The 1,689-nt window shown below is 64.6% G+C and carries 1 protein-coding gene and 1 pseudogene; one reads left to right on the plus strand and one right to left on the minus strand.

Going from position 1 to position 1,689, the window contains the following annotated elements; all coding sequences use genetic code 11:
- Positions 1 to 839: hypothetical protein (locus AOK23_RS11130; RefSeq protein WP_055712580.1), on the plus strand; the 839-nt coding region annotated here is incomplete at its 5' end.
- A 196-nt stretch (positions 840 to 1,035) separates the two neighbouring features.
- Here AOK23_RS11130 and AOK23_RS11135 read toward each other — a convergent pair.
- Positions 1,036 to 1,689 (minus strand): annotated as a pseudogene (locus AOK23_RS11135) (hypothetical protein); the annotation flags it as partial.

Raw genomic sequence — 1,689 nt, forward strand, 5'->3', positions numbered from 1 at the left:
TGCACCGTCCCGCCATCCTCGACCGCCTCTGGCCGGCATCCGGCGGCCCCACCGCACTCCTGCTCTTGGTGGCCGCCGTGTTGCTCGGGCTCGTCCTGAACGCCCTGCAGACACCTCTCTACCGCTTCCTCGAGGGATACGCCCTGTGGCCAGGCGCCGTATACGAACGGGGCTGCCGCCTGCAGCGGGCCCGGCGGCAAAGGACAGCCGACCGCCTCGCTGACCCCGGCCTCACCTCGCCAATCCGACGTGCCCTCCTCAGGGAGAAACTCAACCGCTACCCCGTGAGCGACAATCAGATCACCCCAACCCGGCTCGGAAACGCCATCCGTCGGTTCGAAGAGTATGGATACGACCGATATCGCCTCGACACTCAGGTGCTGTGGAACGAACTGACGAGCGCGGTCCCGGAGCCCACCAGCAAACAGGTCGTCACCGCCCGTACGAACGTCGACTTCTTCGTTGCCCTGCTGTATGGGCACGCAGTCGTGGCAATCACCGCGTTCGCATCGCTGTCTACTTCCCGCTCCGACCGTCCGGCGCTCATTTTCACCGGTATCTGCGTGATCACCCTGACCCCGGTCTGGTACCACGCGGCAGTGGCCGCCACCGACGAATGGGCGGCAGCCGTACGGGCCCTGGTCAACCTAGGACGCAAACCGCTTGCCGAGGGGCTTGGGCTCACCCTCCCGAAGAGCCTGGAGGATGAACGCCGTATGTGGCAACTGGTCACACGTATGTCCAACAGGCCCTACGCTCCGGCCGCCAACTCCGCGTTCGAGCCCTACCGCATTGACGCGCGCCAGCCAAGTGGCGAGCCAGCGCCGCCCGTCTCCTGACTTCTNNGGCGGCCAGACCAACCCTCAAACGCCAGCGTTGCCGAAGAAGCACATCAGCCACATCAAAAGTGGCCAAGGCAGCAGATGTGGGGTGAGGGCATCCCCATCCTGCATACGGCGAGAATCCTTACCCAGGCGTAGTCATCACGGAAGCGCGGTCACAACCAACTAGCGCACTCAGTCACAACGGCTTTCCTCACGACGTGGAGCTGCCCAGCTCCTTCGCTTCTGCCAACGAGCGCATGAGCACCAACTCACCAGTTGCCAAAGCGGTTTCGAGGTCGCGGTGCAGCACTTGTGGAAGCACCCCTGAGTCGAGAGCGCAGCTCCGCAGTAGGTCCTCGCACTGCTGCCGCTGTATGTCCCTGGCGAGCACGCCGAACAAAGGGTGGGCAAGGATCTCGCGGGCCGCGTATCCGTTGCGTGCTTCCGTAGTTCGCCGAATCAGTTCGTCGGTCAGGAGGCGGGCTTCAGGATGTTCGGCTGATCCGACGGCGTCCAGGACGGTGAGGCCGAGGCGGACGTCGAAGACGGTCATACCGGCCTTGGCATCGTGGTTCAGGTAGGTGTTCGTCAGGGACGTCAAGGAGTCGTCGACTGGTTGATACACGTCGCGGCGATACAGCGTCATCAGGCACGCGGTGACGGCCTGCTCCCACGGCTCACCAGGTGCCGTAGCGGCGAGCAGCTCGTCAGCGCGGCCGGTCTGTCCAGACGTCAGAGCCGCAATGATGGCGACTTGGCGCCCGTCCAACATCCTGGTGCCCACGCCCCGGTGCTGTTCGATGTGGGCCAATGCCTCATCCCATCGCCCTGTGGTGGTGAGGCTGCGCGTGCCGTCAGCGAGGAG

Origin of the sequence: Streptomyces torulosus, from assembly GCF_001419765.1 — a bacterium.
GTDB lineage: Bacteria > Actinomycetota > Actinomycetes > Streptomycetales > Streptomycetaceae > Streptomyces > Streptomyces torulosus.